Below are 4,790 nucleotides of genomic sequence, written 5' to 3' on the forward strand. Positions count from 1 at the left end.
CAACATCGGTCTTGGCGGGGCGGCGGTGGTGACGCTGCTGCGGGTGTGACGCGCGGGCCGTGGGAGGATGCGGGCGGACCGGCATCGAGCCGGCCCGGTGAAAGGGCGTCGACTCATGGCAGCGGGATTCTCGGAGTGGAAAGTAAACCGGCGGTACTCGGTGAACGACCGCGTCGCCCACCTGGGTAAGCAGTACCGCTGCCTGGTGGCGCACACGTCGAACTCCGCGTCCAACCCGAAGACGACCGTCAAGACGTGGCAGCGGGACGCCGACTAGGGCGAGCGCCCGCGCGGGGCTCCCACCGGGCGACGGCCGGGGCCCGGTCGCCCCGGCTGACGCCACGCGGTGCGGAACGCTGATGTACGGGGCACCCGGTTGCTGCGAGCATGACACCCATGGTCCACGCCTCCTCGTCGCCCTCTCCGCAGGTCTCCGGAACCCGCCTCCCCGCCGCCCGTAAGCCGTCCCGCACCTGGGCGGTCGTACTCGCCGCCTGCGCGGGCCAGTTCCTCGTCGTCCTCGACGTGTCGGTGGTCAACGTCGCGCTGCCGTCGATGCGCGCCGATCTGGCGCTCAGCGCGATCGGCCTGCAATGGGTGGTCAACGCCTACTCGATCGCCTTCGCCGGCTTCATGCTCCTCGGCGGTCGCGCGGCGGACCTCTTCGGCCGCAAGCGGACCTTCCTGACCGGCCTCGGCCTGTTCACCGCCGCCTCCCTCGCCGGCGGGCTCGCCCAGGCGGACTGGCACCTGCTGGCCGCCCGCGCGGTGCAGGGCCTCGGCGCGGCGGTGCTGGCCCCGGCGACGCTCACCATCCTCACCTCCGCCGTCCCCGAAGGCCCCGCCAGGACACGCGCCATAGGGACGTGGTCGGCGGTCGGCGCGGGCGGCGGGGCCGCCGGCGGGCTCGTCGGCGGCGTCCTGACGGACGCGCTGTCCTGGCGCTGGGTCCTGCTGATCAACGTGCCCGTCGGCGCGCTGGTCCTGGCCTGCGCCGCCCTGTGGCTCGTCGAGAGCCACGCCAGGGACGGGCGCCGGCTGGACCTGCCCGGCGCGCTGCTGGTCACCGCCGGGCTCGCGACCCTCGCCTACGGCATCGTGCAGACCGAGGCGCGGGGCTGGGCGGCGGCCGCGACCGTCGTCCCGCTGGTGGCGGGCCTCGCGCTGCTCGGCGTCTTCGTGGCGGTGGAGGCCCGGACGAAGGCGCCGCTGATGCCGCTGAAGTTCTTCCGCGTACGCGCGGTGTCGGCGGCGAACGCGGCCATGTTCGTGAACGGCTCCGCGATGTTCTGCATGTGGTTCTTCATGACGCTGTACGCCCAGAACGTCCTGGGCTACACCCCGCTCGGCGCCGGGCTCGCCCTGGTGCCCAGCTCGCTGAGCATCGTCCTCGGCTCGAAGCTCGCCCCGCGGCTCATGGCCAGGGCCGGCGCGCGCCGGGTGGCGATCACCGGCACGCTGATCGCGGCCGGCGGCATGGCGTGGCAGTCCGCGATGGGCGCCGGAGGGCCGTACCTCACCACCATCCTCGGCCCCGGCGTCGTGATGATGGTCGGCGCGGGCCTCGCGTCGACCCCGCTGGCCTCCCTCGCCACGTCGGGCGGCGGGGCGGGTGACGCCGGCCTGCTGTCCGGGCTCATCAACACCTCGCGCACGATGGGCGGCGCGCTGGGACTCGCCGTGCTGTCGACCGTCGCGGCGTCCCGTACGGCGGGCGCCGCCACCCCGGAGGCGCTGACGGCCGGATACGCCCTCGCGTTCCGGGTCGGGGCGGGCGCGCTGCTCGGGGGAGTCCTGCTGATGCTGGTGTGGCTGCCGCGCGGCACGAAGCGGACGTGACGCGGGCACGCCTCACTCGCGGGCGGTGAGCGGGTCGGCGCCCGGACCGGCGTCGGCGGCGGCGAGGGCCGGGTCGACGACGGTCTCGCCGGTCAGCACCCGGCGGATCGTCGCGGCCAGCTCCCGCACCGGGCCGTCCTTGACCAGCAGGCCCGCCGCGCCCGCGTCCAGCGCCCGCCGCACATGGCCGGGCCTGGCGAACGTGGTGAGGATGACGACCCGGCAGTCCGGCGCCTCGTCGCGCAGCAGCGCCGCGGCGTCGAGTCCGCTGAGGCCGGGGAGCGCGATGTCCAGGAGCGCCACGTCGGGGCGGGAGACCAGGGCGGCGTCCACGATCTCGTCGCCCGCCGCGACCTGGGCGACGACCTCGATGTCCGGCTCCAGGCCGAGCAGCCGGGCGAGAGCGCCGCGCGTCGTGCCCGGGTCCTCGGCGAGGAGAACTCTGATCACGGGTGACTCCAGTTCGAGGTCGGTACCGGCGGGCCGGTCGGAGCCTATGCCCCGGCCCGTGCCCCGATCCGCACCCGCGTCGGGACCGCACGCGTTCGGGTGAGCTGTCGAACCCGGTCCCGAACCGGCGCCCGCTCCCGCCCCACGTACCTGACGATCCGTCAGTACGGTGTCTTCCCAACCACCGCGGGGTGCGTTATACATAGGCCCCATCGGCCTAGAACGCGTTCTAGAACGGGCGGTCGGCGGCCGGTCCCGTACGACCTCGGTGCGGCTGACGGTGCGGACGGCCGCGCCGAGGTCTTCCATCCATCAAGGAGCAGCATCCCCATGCCCATCGATGCCGCAAAGGCCGTCGCAGCCGAACCCCGCAGCGCCGAGATCGCCTGGGACCACAAGGACGTCCAGCTCTACCACCTCGGCCTCGGCGCGGGCACCCCCGCCACCGACCCCGACGAGCTGCGCTACACCCTCGAATCCAGGCTGCACGTCCTGCCCAGCTTCGCCACCGTCGCCGGCGCCGGCACGGCGATGGCCGGCGGACTCTCGGCGCCGGGCATCGACGTGGACCTCGCCCACGTCCTGCACGGCGGCCAGAGCATCGAGCTGCACCGGCCGATCCCGGTGAAGGGCCGGGCGGTCCAGACGTCCACGGTCCGGGCGGTGTACGACAAGGGCAAGGCGGCCGTCGTCGTCCTGCGCTCCCGGGCCGCCGCCGACGACGGGCCGCTGTGGACGAGCGACGCCCAGATCTTCGTACGCGGCGAAGGCGGCTTCGGCGGCGAGCGCGGCCCGTCCGCCCGCACCGAGCGGCCCACCCGCGCACCGGACACCGAAACGCTGCGGCGGGTACGCGAGGACCAGGCCCTCCTCTACCGCCTGTCCGGCGACTGGAACCCGCTGCACGCCGACCCCGAGTTCGCGAAGCTCGCCGGCTTCGACCGGCCGATCCTGCACGGCCTGTGCTCGTACGGCATGACGCTCAAGGCCGTCGTCGACACCGCGCTCGGCGGCGACGTCACGCGCGTCCTGTCGTACAGCACCCGCTTCGCCGGGGTCGTCTTTCCCGGCGAGACCCTGCGCCTGCGGATGTGGAAGTCACCGGGGCGCGTCCAGGTGTCGGTGACCGCCGTGGAGCGGGACGACGCGCCGGTCCTGGCCGACACCACCGTCGTACACACCTGACCCGAAGTCCGTGAAGGGAGCCGTACCGTGCGCGCAGCCGTACTGCACGAGATAGGGCAGGACAAGCTCGAAGTCCTCGACGACGTCGAGGCGGTGGGCTTCGGCCCCGGCAAGGTCAAGATCCGCGTCCGGGCCACCGGCCTGTGCCACTCCGACCTCTCGGCGATGAGCGGCGTACTGCCGCAGCCCGCCCCCTTCGTCCCCGGGCACGAGGGCGCCGGCGAGGTGACCGATGTCGGCGACGGCGTCACCGGGGTCGGTCCGGGCGACCGGGTCCTCGTCTGCTGGCTGCCTGCCTGCGGCGCCTGCCCGTCCTGCAAGCGCGGACAGACGCACCTGTGCCTCGCCGGGCTCATGAACGCGGGCACCCCCAACTTCAAGCGGCCCGGGGGTGACGTCTTCGGTTTCGCCGGGACCGGCACCTTCGCCGAGGAGGTCGTCGTCGACGCGGGCTGCGCCGTACCGATCCCCGACGACCTGCCGTACGAGGTCGCCGCGCTGATCGGCTGCGGCGTGACGACGGGTCTCGGCGCCGCCATCAACACGGCCCGCGTCGAAGCCGGCTCGTCCGTCGCCGTCATCGGCTGCGGCGGCGTCGGCATCTCCGCGATCCAGGGCGCCCGGGTGCAGGGCGCGGCCCAGATCGTCGCCGTCGACCCGGTCGCCTCCCGGCGCGAGGCGGCGCTGAGGTTCGGCGCCACCGAAGCGGTCGCGCCGGACGCACTCGCCGACGCCAAACAGCGCGTCACGGCGGGGGAGGGCTTCGACTACGTCTTCGAGGTCGTCGGACGGGCGGCCACCGCCCGGACCGCGTACGAGACGACCCGGCGCGGCGGCACCCTGTGCGTCGTCGGCGCGGGGGCTATGGACGACCTCTTCCAGGTCAACATGTTCGAGCTGTTCTTCGACGAGAAGCGGATCCTGCCGTCCATGTACGGCGGCGGCGACGTGTTGCGTTCGTACGAGCGGGCCGTCGCGCTGTGGCGCGCCGGCCGCATCGACCTGGAGGGCCTGATCACCCACCGGGTGCGGCTGAACGGGATCAACGACGCCCTGGACCAGATGCGTACGGGCGAGGCCCTGCGCACCTGCGTCGAGATCTGAGGGGGCGGCGGATGCCACTGTCACCGGGAGCGCTGCCGCTCGACGGCCTGAGCGCGATCGTCACCGGCGCGGGCCGCGGCCTCGGCCGCGCGGAAGCCCTGGAACTGGCCCGGCTCGGCGCGGCCGTCGTCGTCAACGACTACGGACAGCCGGGCCGCGACGGCTCGGGCGAGGCGTCGGCGGCGCCCGCCGAGGAGGTGGCCGCGGAGATC

4 protein-coding genes and 2 pseudogenes are annotated in these 4,790 nt (G+C 74.0%); 5 read left to right on the forward strand and 1 reads right to left on the reverse strand.

All coding sequences use genetic code 11. The annotated features are described in order from the left end of the window. The first annotated feature begins 115 nt into the window (after positions 1-115). Both E2E34_RS31545 and E2E34_RS31550 read left to right on the forward strand, forming a co-directional pair. Positions 116-277, forward strand: a complete 162-nt coding sequence (locus E2E34_RS31545) for a carbohydrate-binding protein (protein ID WP_167518429.1) — start codon at positions 116-118, stop codon at positions 275-277. 110 nt (positions 278-387) lie between these two features. Then, positions 388-1,839 (forward strand): MFS transporter, encoded by a 1,452-nt coding sequence (locus tag E2E34_RS31550; protein ID WP_138905274.1) that lies wholly within the window; start codon positions 388-390, stop codon positions 1,837-1,839. Between the two features lie 15 nt (positions 1,840-1,854). On the opposite strand, the pseudogene E2E34_RS31555 reads toward E2E34_RS31550, so the two are convergent. After that, positions 1,855-2,289: pseudogene (locus tag E2E34_RS31555) on the reverse strand (response regulator); the annotation flags it as partial. Between the two features lie 330 nt (positions 2,290-2,619). Here E2E34_RS31555 and chsH3 point away from each other — a divergent pair. The 3 genes and pseudogenes from chsH3 to E2E34_RS31570 form a co-directional block, all read left to right on the forward strand. After that, a complete protein-coding gene (gene chsH3, locus E2E34_RS31560) occupies positions 2,620-3,474 on the forward strand; it encodes an enoyl-CoA hydratase ChsH3 (protein ID WP_138905276.1) in 855 nt (284 codons plus the stop codon). A 27-nt stretch (positions 3,475-3,501) separates the two neighbouring features. Then, complete coding sequence (locus E2E34_RS31565) at positions 3,502-4,578, forward strand: Zn-dependent alcohol dehydrogenase (RefSeq protein ID WP_138905277.1); 1,077 nt, start codon at positions 3,502-3,504, stop codon at positions 4,576-4,578. An 11-nt stretch (positions 4,579-4,589) separates the two neighbouring features. After that, positions 4,590-4,790, forward strand: a pseudogene (locus E2E34_RS31570) (short chain dehydrogenase); the annotation flags it as partial.

The sequence above is a fragment of the Streptomyces albidochromogenes genome (genome assembly GCF_005981925.1).
Taxonomy (GTDB): Bacteria; Actinomycetota; Actinomycetes; order Streptomycetales; family Streptomycetaceae; genus Streptomyces; species Streptomyces albidochromogenes.

Bases quoted from the DNA above. Each gene is read 5' to 3' on its own strand.
- E2E34_RS31545 (WP_167518429.1), top strand. From the start codon at position 116: ATGGCAGCGGGATTCTCGGAGTGGAAAGTAAACCGGCGGTACTCGGTG.
- E2E34_RS31550 (WP_138905274.1), top strand. From the start codon at position 388: ATGACACCCATGGTCCACGCCTCCTCGTCGCCCTCTCCGCAGGTCTCC.
- chsH3 (WP_138905276.1), top strand. From the start codon at position 2,620: ATGCCCATCGATGCCGCAAAGGCCGTCGCAGCCGAACCCCGCAGCGCC.